We start from the raw sequence: 16,408 nt of genomic DNA, 5'->3' as shown, positions 1-16,408 counted from the left end.
AATCTGTCTTGTATAATGAACAGGTTAAGGGGTGATTTCGTGTTACAACCGAAGACGCGTTGGAAAGAAAAAGAATATAATGACGAGCGAGTGAGTGAATTAGCAAGTAAATTAAAATTATCACCACTTGTCGTTTCGTTATTCCTCGGTAGAGGACTAGATACAGAAGATAAGATTTTAGATTTTTTAAATACAGAAAATCAAGAATTTCATGATCCATTTTTATTAGAAGGAATGGATAGAACGGTAGAACGTGTCAATAAGGCGATTCAAAATGAAGAGCAAATATTAATATTTGGTGACTACGATGCGGACGGAGTAAGTAGTACGACTGTGTTATATCTTGCTTTGCAAGAATTAGGTGCAAATGTAGAATTTTATATCCCAAACCGTTTCACAGAAGGTTATGGACCGAACGAAGAAGCATTTCGTTGGGCGCATAGCGCAGGATTCTCACTAATTATTACTGTCGATACTGGTATCGCAGCAGTACATGAAGCGAAGGTAGCGAAGGAGCTTGGAATAGATCTTATTATTACAGATCACCATGAGCCACCACCAGAATTGCCAGAAGCACTTGCGATTATTCATCCGAAATTAGATGGCGGTGTATATCCGTTTCACTATTTAGCTGGTGTAGGTGTTGCATTTAAAGTTGCACATGCACTACTAGGTCGTGTACCAGAACATTTATTAGAAATTGCAGTAATTGGTACAGTAGCCGATTTAGTGTCACTTCATGGTGAGAATAGATTGCTAGTGAAGCGCGGTTTAAAACATATGCGCATGACGAAAAATATCGGACTAAAGGCGCTATTTAAAGTTGCTAACGTTTCGCAAAGTGAAATTACAGAAGAGAGCATTGGATTCTCACTCGCACCGCGTATTAATGCAGTTGGCCGTTTAGAAGATGCTACGCCGGCTGTACATCTTTTATTATCAGATGATCCAGAAGAAGCGAAAGAGCTAGCTGAAGAAATTGATGAGCTGAATAAACTGCGAAAAGATATTGTAAAGCAAATTACAGAAGAAGCTATCGCTGAAGTGGAAAATAATTTCCCCCCAGAAGACAATAAAGTACTAGTACTGGCAAAAGAAGGCTGGAATCCAGGTGTAATTGGAATTGTCGCATCTAAATTAGTGGAACGTTTTTATCGTCCAACGATTGTATTATGCATTGATCCTGTAAAAGAAACAGCAAAAGGTTCAGCACGTAGTATTGCAGGATTTGATTTGTTTGCAAACTTGTCAGATTGTAGAGAGTTATTGCCACACTTCGGAGGGCATCCGATGGCAGCGGGAATGACGCTACATATGAATGATGTAGATGAATTGCGCCGCCGCTTAAATGAACAAGCAGAGGTAATTTTAACAGAAGAAGATTTTATTCCAATTACAGCTGTTGATGTCTTTTGTAAAGTGGAGGATGTAACACTGGCAGCAATTGAAGACATGCAAAAGTTAGCGCCATTTGGTGTTGGAAATCCAAAACCGCGTATTGCAGTGAAGGATGCAGAGTTAGAAAGTATTCGTGCAATCGGATCAGATGGCTCTCATTTGAAAATGGCTCTTCGCGATGGACAAGCGACACTGGATACAATCGGATTTGGATTTGGTGCGTATGCGAAAGAAATTTCTCCAGTTGCAAAGGTATCTGTAATAGGAGAAGCATCTATCAATGAATGGAATAATTTTAAGAAGCCGCAATTAATGGTACAAGATATTGCTGTAGAGGCGTGGCAATTATTTGATTGGCGTAGTATGCGTAACGTAGAAGCGAATGTATCAGAACTTCCGAAAGAAAAAATAACGATGGTGTATTTTTCTGAAGAGGTATTGAATAAATTTTCTTTAGAAGACTTTAAAGAGCATATGATGCATGCATCAGAAGTAACTCATTTAGACGATCAATACATCGTGTTACTTGATTTGCCAAAAGGAACAGATGAATTACGAGATTTATTTAAAGTGGGGTTCCCGTCGCGAATTTATACGCTATTTTATCAAGAGAATAATCATTTATTTAGTACTGTTCCAACGAGGGAACATTTTAAATGGTACTATTCTTTCTTGAGCCAAAAAGCACCATTTTCTTTAAGACAATATGGAGAACAACTATGTCGACATAAAGGTTGGTCAAAAGATACAGTAAATTTCATGACACAGGTGTTTTTTGAGTTAGAATTTGTTACAATAAAAGATGGCGTCATTTTTATGGCAGACAAAAAACAAAAGCGTGATTTAATTGAATCGAACACATATCGTGAGAAAATGAACCACTTACAATTAGAAAAAGAATTGGTTTATAGCACATATCAGCAACTATATACATGGTTTGAAACGATTCGTAATCATAAAGAAGTAGAACAGTTAGGGTAAAGGATTTGTATTTACAAACCTTTTAGATCTGAGGAGGATTCAGAAATATGGATTTCAAGCAACATATCGCAATTGTACCGGATTATCCAAAAGAAGGTATTGTATTTAAAGACATTACACCGTTAATGAACGACGGTAAAGCATACAAAGCAGCAACAGATGCAATCGTTGAGTATGCAAAGAAAAGAGACATTGACGTTGTAGTAGGGCCAGAAGCACGTGGCTTTATTATCGGTTGCCCAGTTTCTTATGCGTTAGAAGTAGGTTTTGCACCAGTTCGTAAATTAGGGAAATTACCACGTGAAGTAATTACAGTTGACTACGGTAAAGAATATGGTAAAGATGTTTTAACAATCCATAAAGATGCAATTAAGCCAGGTCAACGCGTATTAATTACAGATGATCTATTAGCTACAGGTGGAACAATTGAAGCGACAATTAAGCTAGTTGAAGAACTTGGCGGAGTTGTAGCAGGAATTGCATTCTTAGTAGAGCTTACTTACTTAGATGGTCGTAAAATGTTAGATGGTTACGATGTATTAGTATTAGAAAAATACTAATCACTATATAGGTAAAACTACGGTGATAAAAAGTACCCGTGAATCTCTTGGAGAGGAGCGGGTACTTTTGTATAATTGCACAAAAAAATAAGGTGAAATGTCAGTAAAATCTTTTCCTTTTCACAATTCACAATCATTAGGTTATAATGATAGAATATAATTTATTCTACTTAATTAAGATAAAGTCAATTTTCAATAAAAGGTGATTCGATGGCAAATGAGCAGGTACTAACAGCTGAACAGGTACTCGAGAAAGCAAGTCAATATTTAGCAGATGAAGATATTGAGCTAGTGGCACGTGCCTATGAATATGCACGTGATGCGCATAGCGAACAATACAGAAAATCGGGTGAACCGTACATTATTCATCCAATTCAAGTTGCAGGTATTTTAGTTGATTTACACATGGATCCAGCTACAGTATCAGCAGGTTTCTTACATGATGTAGTGGAAGATACAGAAATTACATTAGAAGATATTGAACGGGAATTTAATAAAGAAATTGCTATGCTTGTCGATGGTGTAACAAAGCTCGGAAAGATTAAATATAAATCTCATGAGCAACAACAAGCAGAAAACCATCGCAAAATGTTTATCGCAATGGCTCAAGATATTCGAGTTATTTTAATTAAACTAGCTGATCGTCTTCATAACATGCGTACATTGAAACATTTGCCTCAAGAGAAGCAGCGTCGCATTGCAAATGAAACGTTAGAAATCTTTGCACCTTTAGCACATAGACTCGGAATTAGTACTATTAAATGGGAGCTAGAGGATACGTCACTTCGCTATTTAAATCCACAGCAATACTATCGTATTGTAAATTTAATGAAGCGTAAACGTGCAGAGCGTGAAGAATATTTAGACGAAGTAATGACTGGTATTCGTGAGAAATTAAAAGAAGTTGCAATTCAACCTGAGATTTCTGGAAGACCAAAGCATATTTACAGTATTTATCGTAAAATGGCACTGCAAAATAAACAGTTCAATGAAATTTACGATTTATTAGCTGTACGTGTCGTTGTAAATAGTATTAAAGATTGTTATGCGGTACTTGGAATTATTCATACGTGCTGGAAGCCGATGCCAGGTCGTTTTAAAGATTATATTGCGATGCCGAAAGCAAATCTATATCAATCTCTTCATACGACTGTAATTGGGCCGAAAGGTGATCCGCTTGAAGTGCAAATTCGTACGAAAGAAATGCATGAGATTGCAGAATTCGGGATCGCGGCGCACTGGGCGTATAAAGAAGGAAAAACAGCAGAAACAACAGGTACATTAGAGAAGAAACTTACATGGTTCCGTCAAATATTAGAATGGCAAAATGAAGCTTCTAATGCAGAAGAGTTTATGGAGTCATTAAAAATTGATTTATTCTCTGACATGGTATTCGTCTTTACACCGAAAGGCGACGTAATGGAATTGCCACTTGGATCTGTTCCGATTGACTTTTCGTATCGTGTCCATTCGGAGATTGGAAATAAAACAATTGGTGCAAAAGTAAACGGCAAAATGGTGACGCTTGATTATAAATTAAAAACTGGTGACATCATTGAAATTTTAACATCGAAACATTCGTATGGGCCAAGTCAAGACTGGGTGAAACTTGCTCAAACATCTCATGCGAAAAACAAAATACGTCAATTCTTTAAGAAGCAACGTAGAGATGAAAATATTGAAAAAGGCCGTGAACTTGTTGAAAAAGAAGTGCGTAGCCTAGAGTATGAGATGAAAGAAGTGTTAGCTCCTGACAATTTAAAACGTGTTGCCGAGAAGTTCAATTTTGCAAATGAAGAAGATATGTTTGCAGCAGTTGGATATAGCGGGATTACAGCGTCGCAAATTGTTACGCGACTAACGGACAAATTCCGTAAGCAACGTGAAGAAGAAGAAATCGTTGAAGTTAAAGAAGTTCGTAAACCGATGAAAATTCGAAAATGGGATTCTGGCGTTAAAGTAAGTGGTGCGGATAATTTATTAATTCGTTTATCAAAATGCTGTAACCCAGTACCAGGTGATGATATCGTTGGGTATATTACGAAAGGCCGAGGTGTATCGATTCACCGCCGTGATTGTGTAAATGTTCATACAGAAGAAGCTATAGAACGTTTATTGGAAGTAGAGTGGGAAGGTAGTCCTGAAAAAGAAATTGAGTATAACGTTGATATTGAAATTTCAGGTTACGATCGCCGTGGCTTATTAAATGAAGTATTACAAGCTGTTACAGAGACGAAAACGTATATTTCGGCAGTTTCTGGTAGAAGTGACCGTAATAAGATGGCGACAATTAATATGTCAATCTCTATTCGTAACTTACAGCACTTGAAAAAAGTAGTAGAACGCATTAAACGTGTTCCAGAAATTTATGCAGTACGACGCATGATGCATTAATAGGGAGTGTAGAAAAGATGAGAGTTGTTTTACAACGATCAAAAGAAGCGTCTGTCACAGTAGACGGTGAGATCGTAGGACAAATTCCGTTCGGTTTAACATTACTAGTTGGCATTACGCATGAAGATACAGAAAAAGATGCAACTTACATTGCAGAAAAAATTGCGAACTTACGTATTTTTGAAGATGAGAGTGGAAAGATGAACCATTCTGTACTTGATGTAGAAGGACAAGTTCTATCAATTTCGCAATTCACATTATACGGAGATTGTCGCAAGGGAAGACGTCCCAACTTTATGGATGCTGCCAAACCTGATTATGCAGAGCGTTTATATGATTTCTTTAATGAGGAAGTTCGTAAGCAAGGATTGCATGTAGAAACAGGGAAGTTCGGAGCAATGATGGATGTTTCTTTAATCAATGATGGTCCGGTGACCTTAATTGTGGATAGTAAATAGTGTTGCTTAAAAAAGAGGGGATTATATAATCCCTTCTTTTTTATACATTGTTGTATGTTTTGTTCATTTATCTCGCTATTTGTGGGAGATCCACTGCCCGTCGAAGCCTGATTAGTGAGGGCTAATAATGAGTGGCGATGGACAAAACCCTTATTCATTAAAATTTTACTTTATTTGGAATTAATAGCTGTTTCAGTTATGTATAACTCTTTCATCAATATGGAACAATAAAAAGTAAAACATCTATATTGAATGTGAGGGATATACGTATGCGTATGAACGAAAAAGGGCATTCTGTTACAAATGGTGCAAATCAACTGTTTAACGTAAATTTTCATGATTTTATTTCAAAAGAGCAAAACAATACTTCAATGGAACTTGCTTCTGAGTTTGGGATTTCTCTTCAAGATGTAAAGCGTCTAAAGAAGCAGATTGAACGCTCTTAGAGTACTTGACAATCCTACTCAACAAACGTATAGTAATTTTATATTTACATATGAATATAACCGTTGATAGAGAAGAGTAAATGAGACACACATGGAAAGAGAAGAAATGTCTTAGGCTGAAAACATTTCTGCATGATGACTGATTGAATGACACTCTAGAGGTTTCAACTTGAACGGCATATATGCTTAGTAGGGATGAACGCACATTTAAGCGTTATTAAAAAAGTGGAAGCATACGTGCTTCAATTAGGGTGGCACCACGGGTATAATACTCTCGTCCCTACTGTTCAAACAGTAGAGGCGGGAGTTTTTTTATTTTTATTAAGATTAAAACAATTTGAGGAGGAACTGAATATGTCTATTCAAATCCCACGCGGAACGCAAGATATTCTTCCAGGTAGCGTTGAGTTATGGCAGTATATCGAAGGGCAAGCACGCGAAATTTGCCGTCGTTACAACTATAAAGAAATTCGTACACCAATTTTTGAACACACTGAGCTATTTTTACGTGGTGTTGGTGATACGACAGATATCGTACAAAAAGAAATGTACTCATTCCAAGATCGTGGAGAGCGCAGTTTAACATTACGTCCAGAAGGTACTGCACCTGTTGTACGTTCTTACGTTGAAAACAAAATGTTCGGTGATGCAACACAACCAACGAAATTATACTATATTGGTCAAATGTTCCGTTACGAAAGACCACAAGCAGGTCGCTATCGTCAATTCGTACAATTCGGTATTGAAGCAATCGGTAGTAACGATCCTGCGATTGATGCAGAAGTAATTGCACTTGCTGTAGAGTTTTACCGCGGCATGGGCTTAAAAAATATTAAAGTTGTATTAAACAGCTTAGGTGATGCGGCGAGCCGTCAAGCGCACCGTGATGCGTTAATCGCACACTTCGAGCCACGTATCGGTGAGTTCTGTTCTGACTGCCAATCTCGTTTAGAAAAGAATCCTCTTCGTATTTTAGATTGTAAGAAGGACCGTAACCATGAATTAATGGGAACAGCACCATCTATTACAGAATACTTAAACGAAGATTCAGCAGTATACTACGACAAAGTTCAAGAACTATTAACGATGATGGATGTTCCATTTGAAAAAGATCCGAACTTAGTACGTGGTTTAGACTACTACCAACACACTGTTTTTGAAATTATGAGTGAGGCAGAAGGTTTCGGTGCTATCACTACATTAAGCGGTGGTGGACGTTATAACGGGCTTGTACAAGAAATCGGTGGACCAGAAATGCCAGGTATCGGTTTTGCGATGAGTATCGAACGTTTAATTATGGCGCTAAAAGCTGAAAACATCGAATTACCAATTGAACATAGTATTGATTGCTACGTTGTAGCGCTTGGTGAAAAAGCGAAAGACCATGCTGCGAAAGTTGCGTTTGATCTTCGTAAAGCTGGATTATCAGTTGAAAAAGATTATTTAGACCGTAAAATGAAAGCACAATTTAAATCAGCAGATCGTCTAAAGGCGAAATTTGTAGCTGTATTAGGGGAAGATGAGCTAGATAAAGGCATCATTAACTTAAAAGATATGGCAACAGGGGAACAAGAAGAAGTAGCATTAGATGTATTTGCTTCATACGTAGCAGAGAAATTAATATAGGGGGAACTTACAGTGGCTGAAAGAACACATGCATGTGGAAAAGTAACAGTAGAAGCAGTTGGACAAACAGTTCAATTAAAAGGTTGGGTACAAAAACGCCGTGATTTAGGTGGATTAATCTTTATCGACTTACGTGACCGTACAGGTATCGTGCAAGTTGTATTTAACCCAGAAACATCAAAAGAAGCGTTAGAAATAGCAGAAACTATTCGTAGTGAATACGTATTGCACGTAGAAGGTACAGTTGTTGAGCGTGGTGAAGGCGCAATTAATGACAATATGGCAACGGGTCGTATTGAAGTACAAGCAACGAAAGTAAACGTATTAAATGCAGCAAAAACAACGCCAATCATTATTGCTGATGATACAGATGCATCAGAAGATGTGCGTTTAAAATATCGTTATTTAGACTTACGTCGTCCTGCAATGTTTAACACATTCAAAATGCGTCACGACGTAACGAAAACAATTCGTAACTTCTTAGACACAGAAGAGTTCTTAGAAGTGGAAACACCAATTTTAACGAAGAGTACACCAGAAGGAGCTCGTGACTATTTAGTACCAAGTCGTGTACATGATGGTGAATTCTATGCGTTACCACAGTCTCCACAATTATTTAAACAGCTTCTTATGGTCGGCGGATTTGAGCGTTACTATCAAGTAGCACGTTGTTTCCGTGACGAAGATTTACGTGCAGACCGTCAACCAGAATTCACGCAAATCGATATCGAAGCTTCATTCTTAACACAAGATGAAATTTTAGATATGATGGAGCGCATGATGACGAAAGTTATGAAGGATGCAAAAGGTGTAGAAGTGAGTGCACCATTCCCTCGTATGAAATATGCTGATGCAATGGCTCGTTACGGTTCTGATAAGCCAGATACACGCTTTGAAATGGAATTAACAGACCTATCTGAATTTGCAGTAGGTTGTGGTTTTAAAGTATTTACAAGTGCTGTAGAAAGCGGCGGACAAGTAAAAGCAATTAATGCAAAAGGTGCTGCGAGCAAATACTCTCGTAAAGATATCGATGCATTAACTGAATTCGTAAAAGTATACGGTGCAAAAGGTCTAGCTTGGCTTAAAGTGGAAGAGGACGGCTTAAAAGGACCAATCGCGAAATTCTTCGGTGAAGAAGAAGCAAACGCGTTAATGGCTACATTAGAAGCTACTGCTGGCGACTTATTACTATTCGTAGCAGATAAGAAGAGCGTTGTTGCAGATAGCTTAGGTGCACTTCGTTTACGTCTAGGTAAAGAGCTTGAGTTAATTGACGAAAGTAAATTTAACTTCCTATGGGTAACGGATTGGCCACTTCTTGAGTACGATGAAGATGCAGACCGTTACTTCGCAGCTCACCACCCATTCACAATGCCATTCCGTGAAGATGTTGAGTTATTAGAAACGGCACCAGAAAAAGCACGTGCACAAGCATATGACCTTGTATTAAATGGTTATGAGCTTGGCGGTGGATCACTTCGTATTTACGAGCGTGACGTACAAGAAAAAATGTTCAAAGCACTTGGATTCTCACAAGAAGAAGCACAAGAGCAATTCGGATTCTTATTAGAAGCATTCGAATACGGTACTCCACCACACGGTGGTATCGCATTAGGTTTAGACCGTCTTGTTATGTTACTTGCAGGCCGTACGAACCTTCGTGATACAATTGCATTCCCGAAAACAGCAAGCGCAAGCTGCTTATTAACAGAAGCTCCAAGCCCAGTAGCAGAAGCACAGCTTGAAGAGTTAAACTTAAAATTAAGCTTAAAAGAAGAGAAGTAAGAATAAAGTCTAGATGGTTATACTATAGCCGTCTAGACTTTTTTTGAGAGGTTGTTTAAAAAGTCCGGTTTAGATAACTGTCGCATCTCATCGTTACGTATGCTAGTCCGGTGCTCGAGTAGTACTCCTACACTGCGCTCCTCCTAGCATACGTGCCTCGATTTGCTCGGTTCTCTAAATCCTCCTTTTTAAGGGTATATTGAAAGGGTTGTTTAAAAAGTCCGGTTTAGATAACTGTCGCATCTCATCGTTACATATGCTAGTCCGGTGCTCGAGTAGTACTCCTACACTGCGCTCCTCCTAGCATACGTGCCTCGATTTGCTCGGTTCTCTGAATCCTCCTTTTTAAACGGATATTTAGGAAAAAATAAAATTCGGTTTACACTATGTTTTTATTCTCGAAATATGTATTTTTAGGAATTCTATAACTTTTTCTATACAAATAGTCGGAAAAACGCTAGAATACATGATAGACCATTTTTGTAATAGGAGTGTAGAGCTGAATGTTACATCAATTTTCACGTAATGAATTAGCCTTCGGTAAAGAAGGACTTGAAATATTAAAAAATAGTACAGTCGGTATTTTAGGAATTGGCGGCGTAGGGTCATTTTCGGCAGAGGCGTTAGCACGTTCTGGCGTAGGACGTCTCGTATTAGTCGATAAAGACGTTGTAGATATTACAAACGTAAACCGTCAAATTCACGCGTTAGTATCTACTGTAGGACGTTCAAAAGTAGAATTAATGAAAGAGCGTATCGCAGACATTAATCCAGAGTGTGAAGTAATTGGACTAGAAATGTTTTATACTGATGAAACATATGAAGAGTTCTTCAAACATGGATTGGATTTCGTAGTAGATGCATCTGATACGATTACGTTCAAAATTCATTTAATTAAACAATGCTTACGTCGAAAAATTAAAATTATCTCATGCATGGGTGCAGCAAATAAAATGGACCCAACTCGTTTCCGTATTGCGGACATCTCTAAAACACATACAGATCCAATTGCGAAAGTAATTCGTACGAAGCTTCGTAAAGATGGTATTAAAAAAGGTGTAAAAGTTGTCTTCTCTGACGAAAACCCAATCGTAATTCGTGAAGAAGTACGTAAAGAAATCGTACCAGACGAAAATGCAAAAATTCGTAAAGCGAAATTACCACCTTCATCAAATGCATTCGTACCATCTGTGGCAGGCCTAATTATGGCAAGTCACGTTGTACGTGAACGTATTAAAAACGTTGAAGTGAAGCGTGTAGGGCAAGAATAAAAAGAAAGCATATATCCGTCTAGGGTATATGCTTTTTCTATTATGTTTTAAAGAATTGCATATATTTGCAATACTAATAATTCGAATGTAAGTAATCCTAATAAAGAATAATCGTATTTATCCGACTTATAGGCGGAAGTCTTTTTTAAACTCTTAATGGTAAAAAGACCTAATATTAGAACGAGAATACCGAGTGTTATTTTGAAGACTATTAATGAAATAGCAACCATCTCCTTTCAAACATATATCTTTATAGTAACATTTAAGTAAGTAATATCCAATTATTCCCTTGTGTTTCCTTGTGTGAACTTGAGGTCTATTGTTGTCAATTTCTTTCTGTAAATCTATATAATTATATTCATAAATATTATTTTTACCGAAGAAAAAAAGATGCCACACAGTCAGAAACCCCGACTAGGTGACATCCTTTTTAATTTTCTGCAGAATAAATAATATCTAAATTTCCATTTTGATCTGTTTTGAAAATTGGAGCGATCTGTTCCTCTTGTTCTTCAACCGAAACGAGTTTTCGAGCACGGTCCATAATTCTAACAAGCATTGCATAATCTTCTTCGATTGCTTGTTGTTTTTTTGATAGTACCGCTAATTTTGCTTCCAGTTCATGATTCGTTTTTTTCAAAGTCGTGAGCTGAGCTTGTAATACTTCATTTTCAGTTTGTAACTTTGCGAGTGAAGGGTTGGTATGCTCTAAGTTTTGCAAAAACGAGATGACATGTTGGATTGTAAGATCCTGTTTGTTTGGCATAATATCTTCTGAAAACTCGGCATCAATTACGAGTTGTTTCGTTTGCGTGAAATGCTCTTTTTCTATTTTAGCTTCAGAGCGTTTTAATTCTTTACGTTGTTTTTTTGCAAGTTGCACCGCATCTTCGTAATTCGGTCTTACTTCAGCATTCCATCTAAATCCGCAAGCTGCGGAAGTGCGGTTCAATGTATCGCCGACTTCATCGAATGCTTTTATTTGTGTGCTACCGCTGCGAATATGTCGTAAAACAGTTTCTGCTAAAAGGAGATCGTCTTCTTTTGTCCATGCATCTTGACGTGTTTTCATAAGCGAAGCCTCCATAATGGTGACGTTTTCGCTTAGGTTACCCTTTATTTTTCGTTTTATTCGAACTTTGTAATCTTTCATATACAGTAGAAAGTGCTTGCTCAAATTTCCCTGTCGTTTTCGGTTTATAATATTGTTTGTTTTTTATTTTATCAGGTAAGTATTGTTGTTGTACCCATCCATTTGGATGGTCGTGTGGATACAAGTATCCAATGCCTCTTCCAAGTGATTCTGCGCCTTTGTAATGACTATCTTTTAAATGACTTGGAATGTCGCCTGTTTGACCGTTACGTAAATCGTGTAATGCAGTATCAAGTGCTTTGTAAGCTGAGTTTGATTTTGGTGATAAGCAAAGCTCGATAACAGCATTTGCAAGTGGTATGCGTGCCTCCGGGAATCCAACTCGTTCCGCTGATTCTATAGCTGCTAGTGTACGCGGTCCGGCTTGTGGGCTAGCAAGTCCGATATCTTCATATGCCATAATAAGAAGACGTCTACCAATGCTTTGTAAATCACCAGCTTCAATAAGACGTGCTAAATAATGAAGTGCTGCATTTACATCACTTCCGCGCACCGATTTTTGAAATGCCGATAATACGTCATAATGAGCATCTCCACCTTTGTCGTGAACGAAGCTCTTTTTTTGCAAGCATTCTTCTGCAATTTCTAGCGTAATTACCGCAGCTTTTTCGTCCGTTGTAAAGCTAGATAAAACAGCTAGTTCAAGTGCATTATAAGCAGAACGCATATCTCCACCAGATGCATTTGCAAAGTGATGTAATGCTTCCGGCGTAACCGTTACATCATATTCCCCAAGACCTTTTTCTTTATCTTCAAGTGCTCGTTTTAAGCCAATTAAAAGATCATCTTCTGTTAATGCGTGTAATTCGAAGATTTGACAACGACTTCGAATAGCAGAATTAATAGCATGGAACGGATTACTCGTTGTTGCACCGATTAAGGTAAGGAGTCCGCTTTCTAAATGAGGTAATAGAAAATCCTGTTTTGCTTTATCTAGACGGTGTACTTCATCTAAAATTAAAACGAGGTGTCGATGCATCTTTGCTTCTTGTACAACAACTTCCATATCTTTTTTATTATGAGTAACAGCGTTTAATAGGCGAAAAGGGGTTCCAGTACTTCCTGCAATTGCGCTTGCAATGGATGTTTTTCCTGTGCCTGGAGGGCCGTATAAAATCATAGATTGAAAATGATTTGCTTGGACCATTCGCCATAAAATTTTTCCTTCACCAACTAAATGTTGTTGTCCGATAATTTCTTGAATATTTGTAGGGCGCATTCGATGTGCGAGTGGCTGTTTCATTTTTACCGTCTCCCTTAATGTATAATCTCTTTCTATCGTATCATTTTTTTTAGTGGAATTTGAAATAGGATGCTGTTTTGTGGGAAAAATGAATATAAATATTTTCATTTTTCTTTCAATTGTAATAATTTCCGAGTTTTTCAATGTGATTTTATGTTATCATTTTGATACACAAGTTGAAATTTCTTATAATACTATATTATGCTATAATTTCATAGGATTTTAAATTGTGTTCTTTTATAAATAAGATATAACCAATAGAAGTGAAAATTTGAAAAGAGGTGCAAAATAGATGAAGATTTCAACGAAAGGCCGCTACGGCTTAACAATTATGATCGATCTTGCAAAAAAGTTTGGTGAAGGTCCAATTTCCTTAAAATCAATTGCGCAGGCACATGATTTATCGGAACATTACTTAGAGCAATTAATTTCACCACTTCGTAACGCTCGTCTAGTAAAGAGTACGCGCGGGGCATATGGCGGATATGTATTGTCTGATCAGCCAGCTAACATTACAGCTGGGGATGTAATCCGTGTATTAGAGGGTCCGATTAGTGTTGTAGAAATGATAGAAGAAGAGGAACCGGCACAACGCCAATTATGGATGCGTGTTCGTGATGCGGTGCAAGAAGTGTTAGATAGTACAACGTTAGAAGATTTAGTACGTTATGAGGAAGAAAATCACGGGGGCTATATGTTTTACATTTAATTCCTTGTGAAACGATTTGGAAAGAAGGAGATTTAATGGAACGCATTTACTTAGATCATGCTGCGACATCTCCGACTCACCCAGAAGTGGTCGAAAAGATGATTCCATATATGATAGAAACATTCGGGAACCCGTCTAGTATTCACTTTTATGGACGTCAAGCGCGCCATGCAGTAGATGAGGCGAGACGCGCGGGAGCACGTAGCATTCATGCGAATCCGAATGAAATTATATTTACGAGCGGTGGTACAGAAGCTGATAATTTAGCGCTTATAGGTGTAGCACGTGCGAATCGTCATAAAGGTAACCATATTATAACGACGCGAATTGAACATCATGCAATTTTGCATACGTGTGAATTGTTAGAGCGCGAAGGGTTTGAAGTGACATATTTACCTGTTGATGAAACAGGACGCGTTCAAGTTTCTGACATACAAAATGCATTAACAGAAGAGACGATTCTCGTATCCGTTATGTTTGGGAATAATGAAGTCGGGACGATGCAACCAATCACGGAAATAGGGAAGTTGCTAAAAGAGCATCAAGCTTATTTTCATACAGATGCGGTACAAGCTTACGGATTAGTAGAAATAGATGTGAAAGAGTTCGGCATTGATTTATTATCGATTTCAGCTCATAAAATTAATGGACCAAAAGGTGTAGGGTTCCTATACGCTGGTGCAAATGTGAAATTTGAACCGTTATTAATAGGCGGGGAGCAAGAAAGAAAACGCCGTGCTGGTACTGAAAATGTACCGAGTATCGTTGGTTTGCAACATGCAATTTTGTTAGCTGAAAAAACTCGTGAGCAAAAAAATGCCCAATATGAAGAGTTTAAAGATATAATGGTATCTGTCTTCAAAAATGAAGACATTACTTTCGAGGTAAACGGAAACTTAGAATATCGCTTACCACATGTGCTTAATATCAGTTTTACAGGAATGAACATTGAACCGTTCCTTGTGAACTTAGATATAGCTGGCATTGCAGTGTCAAGTGGCTCGGCGTGTACAGCTGGTTCGATTGATCCATCACATGTATTAGTAGCGATGTTCGGAAAAGACTCCGATCAAATACGTTCATCCGTACGCTTTAGTTTCGGACTTGGAAATACGAAAGAGCAAATTGAGAAAGCGGCGTACGAAACAGTGAAAATCGTGAAGCGATTAACACAAAATTAGCATGGGAGGTGACATGATGAACAAACTACCTCAAGAAACACGCGTTGTCATCGGGATGTCCGGTGGCGTCGATTCATCTGTAGCAGCTCTTTTATTAAAAGAGCAAGGTTATGATGTAATCGGAATTTTTATGAAAAACTGGGATGATACAGATGAGAATGGTGTCTGCACAGCAACAGAAGATTACAATGATGTAATTGAAGTGTGTAACCAAATTGGCATTCCGTATTATGCAGTAAACTTTGAAAAACAATACTGGGATAAAGTATTTACGTACTTCTTAGATGAGTACCGAGCTGGTCGTACACCAAACCCAGATGTAATGTGTAACAAAGAAATTAAATTTAAAGCATTTTTAGAGCATGCGATTGCGCTTGGTGCTGATTATGTAGCGACAGGTCATTATGCACGCGTTGCTTATATGGACGGCGAATATAAAATGCTTCGCGGCGTTGATGATAATAAAGACCAAACGTATTTCTTGAATCAATTAAGCCAAGAGCAATTATCAAAAACAATGTTCCCATTAGGTGAATTAAAGAAACCGCAAATTCGTGAAATGGCGACAGAAGCTGGTTTAGCGACAGCGGCGAAGAAAGATAGTACTGGTATTTGCTTTATCGGTGAGCGTAACTTTAAAGATTTCTTAAGCAACTATTTACCAGCGCAACCAGGTGTGATGCAAACATTATCTGGTGAAGTGAAAGGGAAGCATGACGGTTTAATGTACTATACAATTGGACAACGTCATGGCCTTGGTATTGGTGGTAACGGTGATCCGTGGTTTGCTGTTGGGAAAGACTTGAAAGAAAACATTTTATATGTTGATCAAGGATTCCATAACGAGCTTCTATATGGTGATGAAGTTATTGCTACGAATATCGGCTGGGTAAGTAATGAAGCGAAAGAAAAAGAATTTAAGTGCACAGCGAAATTCCGTTATCGTCAAGAAGACAATAAAGTAACGGTTCAAATCGTTGATGAAAATACAGTTCGTATTCTTTGTGATGAGCCAATTCGTGCAATTACACCAGGACAAGCAGTTGTTTTCTATGATGGAGATGAGTGCTTAGGCGGTGCTACAATTGATGAAGTATATCGTAGTGGTAAGAAATTGGATTATTTAGGATAAAATGAGAAGCCTCTGCCGATTAGCGGTTAGAGGTTTCTTTTACATAAAGCGAATTTTCGTTCGCTTGG

General features: G+C 37.9%; 13 protein-coding genes and 1 other annotated feature. Of the genes, 11 read left to right on the top strand and 2 right to left on the bottom strand.

Annotated elements, in window-relative coordinates:
• Window positions 1–39 precede the first annotated feature (39 nt).
• The 8 genes from recJ (at window position 40) to DM800_RS21820 (ending at window position 10,922) form a co-directional block, all read left to right on the top strand.
• Entirely contained in the window at window positions 40–2,379 is a 2,340-nt protein-coding gene (gene recJ / locus DM800_RS21850) for a single-stranded-DNA-specific exonuclease RecJ (protein WP_147787571.1), read from the top strand.
• Between the two features lie 47 nt (window positions 2,380–2,426).
• Window positions 2,427–2,939 (top strand): adenine phosphoribosyltransferase, encoded by a 513-nt coding sequence (locus DM800_RS21845; protein WP_000346221.1) that lies wholly within the window; start codon window positions 2,427–2,429, stop codon window positions 2,937–2,939.
• A gap of 210 nt (window positions 2,940–3,149) precedes the next feature.
• Window positions 3,150–5,333: a GTP diphosphokinase gene (gene relA / locus DM800_RS21840; protein WP_001262796.1), complete on the top strand. Its 2,184-nt coding sequence runs from the start codon at window positions 3,150–3,152 to the stop codon at window positions 5,331–5,333.
• A 17-nt stretch (window positions 5,334–5,350) separates the two neighbouring features.
• Window positions 5,351–5,791 carry a D-tyrosyl-tRNA(Tyr) deacylase gene (locus tag DM800_RS21835; protein WP_001266955.1) on the top strand — a complete coding sequence of 147 codons (441 nt, stop codon included), beginning with the start codon at window positions 5,351–5,353 and terminating at the stop codon, window positions 5,789–5,791.
• Window positions 5,792–6,060: 269 nt separating this feature from the next.
• Window positions 6,061–6,237, top strand: a complete 177-nt coding sequence (locus DM800_RS29365) for a hypothetical protein (RefSeq protein WP_001242605.1) — start codon at window positions 6,061–6,063, stop codon at window positions 6,235–6,237.
• Between the two features lie 54 nt (window positions 6,238–6,291).
• Window positions 6,292–6,522 (top strand) — a binding site (T-box leader).
• Between the two features lie 69 nt (window positions 6,523–6,591).
• Window positions 6,592–7,863 carry a histidine--tRNA ligase gene (gene hisS, locus DM800_RS21830; protein WP_000027073.1) on the top strand — a complete coding sequence of 424 codons (1,272 nt, stop codon included), beginning with the start codon at window positions 6,592–6,594 and terminating at the stop codon, window positions 7,861–7,863.
• A gap of 12 nt (window positions 7,864–7,875) precedes the next feature.
• Complete coding sequence (gene aspS / locus DM800_RS21825; protein WP_046958824.1) at window positions 7,876–9,651, top strand: aspartate--tRNA ligase; 1,776 nt, start codon at window positions 7,876–7,878, stop codon at window positions 9,649–9,651.
• A gap of 503 nt (window positions 9,652–10,154) precedes the next feature.
• Complete coding sequence (locus DM800_RS21820; RefSeq protein ID WP_000903181.1) at window positions 10,155–10,922, top strand: tRNA threonylcarbamoyladenosine dehydratase; 768 nt, start codon at window positions 10,155–10,157, stop codon at window positions 10,920–10,922.
• 430 nt (window positions 10,923–11,352) lie between these two features.
• Here the strand turns inward: DM800_RS21820 and DM800_RS21810 are convergent, their stop codons facing one another.
• Complete coding sequence (locus tag DM800_RS21810) at window positions 11,353–11,994, bottom strand: RsfA family transcriptional regulator (protein WP_147787570.1); 642 nt, start codon at window positions 11,992–11,994, stop codon at window positions 11,353–11,355.
• 37 nt (window positions 11,995–12,031) lie between these two features.
• Window positions 12,032–13,318 (bottom strand): replication-associated recombination protein A, encoded by a 1,287-nt coding sequence (locus DM800_RS21805; RefSeq protein ID WP_000812941.1) that lies wholly within the window; start codon window positions 13,316–13,318, stop codon window positions 12,032–12,034.
• Between the two features lie 292 nt (window positions 13,319–13,610).
• Between DM800_RS21805 and cymR the strand changes: the two genes are divergently transcribed.
• From cymR to mnmA, 3 genes are read left to right on the top strand one after another with little or no spacing between them, the layout of a single operon-like run.
• A complete protein-coding gene (gene cymR / locus DM800_RS21800; RefSeq protein ID WP_000704116.1) occupies window positions 13,611–14,027 on the top strand; it encodes a cysteine metabolism transcriptional regulator CymR in 417 nt (138 codons plus the stop codon).
• A 35-nt stretch (window positions 14,028–14,062) separates the two neighbouring features.
• Window positions 14,063–15,208 (top strand): cysteine desulfurase family protein, encoded by a 1,146-nt coding sequence (locus tag DM800_RS21795; protein ID WP_147787569.1) that lies wholly within the window; start codon window positions 14,063–14,065, stop codon window positions 15,206–15,208.
• A gap of 16 nt (window positions 15,209–15,224) precedes the next feature.
• A complete protein-coding gene (gene mnmA, locus DM800_RS21790) occupies window positions 15,225–16,340 on the top strand; it encodes a tRNA 2-thiouridine(34) synthase MnmA (protein ID WP_088093515.1) in 1,116 nt (371 codons plus the stop codon).
• Window positions 16,341–16,408 lie beyond the last annotated feature (68 nt).

Origin of the sequence: Bacillus sp. AY18-3 (assembly GCF_008042305.1) — a bacterium.
Classification (GTDB): domain Bacteria; phylum Bacillota; class Bacilli; order Bacillales; family Bacillaceae_G; genus Bacillus_A; species Bacillus_A wiedmannii.
This window is presented reverse-complemented; position numbering and strand designations above follow the sequence as displayed.

What these genes read in the sequence shown, in the direction of transcription:
- DM800_RS21845 (WP_000346221.1), top strand. Translation starts at nt 2,427, where the DNA reads ATGGATTTCAAGCAACATATCGCAATTGTACCGGATTATCCAAAAGAA.
- relA (WP_001262796.1), top strand. Translation starts at nt 3,150, where the DNA reads ATGGCAAATGAGCAGGTACTAACAGCTGAACAGGTACTCGAGAAAGCA.
- DM800_RS21835 (WP_001266955.1), top strand. Translation starts at nt 5,351, where the DNA reads ATGAGAGTTGTTTTACAACGATCAAAAGAAGCGTCTGTCACAGTAGAC.
- DM800_RS29365 (WP_001242605.1), top strand. Translation starts at nt 6,061, where the DNA reads ATGCGTATGAACGAAAAAGGGCATTCTGTTACAAATGGTGCAAATCAA.
- hisS (WP_000027073.1), top strand. Translation starts at nt 6,592, where the DNA reads ATGTCTATTCAAATCCCACGCGGAACGCAAGATATTCTTCCAGGTAGC.
- DM800_RS21820 (WP_000903181.1), top strand. Translation starts at nt 10,155, where the DNA reads ATGTTACATCAATTTTCACGTAATGAATTAGCCTTCGGTAAAGAAGGA.
- DM800_RS21810 (WP_147787570.1), bottom strand. Translation starts at nt 11,994, where the DNA reads ATGAAAACACGTCAAGATGCATGGACAAAAGAAGACGATCTCCTTTTA.
- DM800_RS21805 (WP_000812941.1), bottom strand. Translation starts at nt 13,318, where the DNA reads ATGAAACAGCCACTCGCACATCGAATGCGCCCTACAAATATTCAAGAA.
- cymR (WP_000704116.1), top strand. Translation starts at nt 13,611, where the DNA reads ATGAAGATTTCAACGAAAGGCCGCTACGGCTTAACAATTATGATCGAT.
- DM800_RS21795 (WP_147787569.1), top strand. Translation starts at nt 14,063, where the DNA reads ATGGAACGCATTTACTTAGATCATGCTGCGACATCTCCGACTCACCCA.
- mnmA (WP_088093515.1), top strand. Translation starts at nt 15,225, where the DNA reads ATGAACAAACTACCTCAAGAAACACGCGTTGTCATCGGGATGTCCGGT.